Source organism: Phyllobacterium brassicacearum, from assembly GCF_003010955.1.
GTDB classification, from domain to species: Bacteria; Pseudomonadota; Alphaproteobacteria; order Rhizobiales; family Rhizobiaceae; genus Phyllobacterium; species Phyllobacterium brassicacearum.
On record NZ_PGGO01000074.1, the window covers coordinates 1 to 914 of the forward strand.

Annotated in this window: 1 protein-coding gene; it reads right to left on the reverse strand. The window is 62.1% G+C overall.

The annotated features are described in order from the left end of the window. A partial coding sequence (locus tag CU102_RS28305) for a sugar phosphate isomerase/epimerase family protein (protein WP_146146492.1) occupies positions 1-914 on the reverse strand: 914 nt, incomplete at both ends.

Here is a 914-nt window from a genome sequence, read left to right on the forward strand (position 1 = left end):
GATGCAAGCTCTCTGGCCTCTTCTTCATTGGCGGCAAACTCCACGAATTCGACGCCGGTGACCTCGATGGGCGCCGGCATCGGCGGAATCGTCATGACGATGTCCGGTTCGCTGCGCTTCACCTGGTCGCCGAGGTAGATCAGCGATCGATGACCGTCGATGGCGATCGATCGGGGCGAGCCGCCGCGGAACTGGTCGTTGAAGATCTCGAGGGACAGATAGCCGTCATAGCCGGTGGCGGCGACCGCGCGCATGAAATCGAGCACCGGAAGATCGCCCTCGCCCGGCATGTTGCGGTAGTGGCGGCTCCAATAGAGCAAATCCATGTCGATCAGCGGCGCGTCTGCCAGCTGGACGATGAAGATCTTTTCCCTGGGGATCGAGCGGATCGAGTTGACATCGATCTTGCGGGCAAGCGTATGGAAGCTGTCGAGGATGAGGCCGATATTGGCGTGATCGGCCCGCCGGACAATCTCCCAGGCGTCGCGATGATCATGGATGTGCCGGCCCCAGGCGAGCGCCTCATAGCCGACACGCAAGCCGCGTTTTGCGGCGCGTTCACCGAGTTCATGGAAATCCGCTGCAGCGCGGTCGAGCCCGCCAAGGGCAATCGGCGACACATTGGAGCAGACCAGCACCAGATCGGTGCCGAGTTCCTGCATCACGTCGAACTTGCGCTCGGCCCGGTCGAAGGCACGCGAGCGCTGCGGCTCGGGCATGCCTTCAAAATCACGAAACGGCTGGAACAGTGTGATCTCCAGGCCATGATCGCGCACCATCGCGCCGACGTCGCGGGCGCTGCCATCAAAGGCGAGAAAGTCGTTCTCGAATATCTCGACACCGGCAAATCCCGCCCGCGCGATCGCGTCGAGCTTTTCCGGCAGTTCACCACTGAGCGATACCGTCGCTATCGA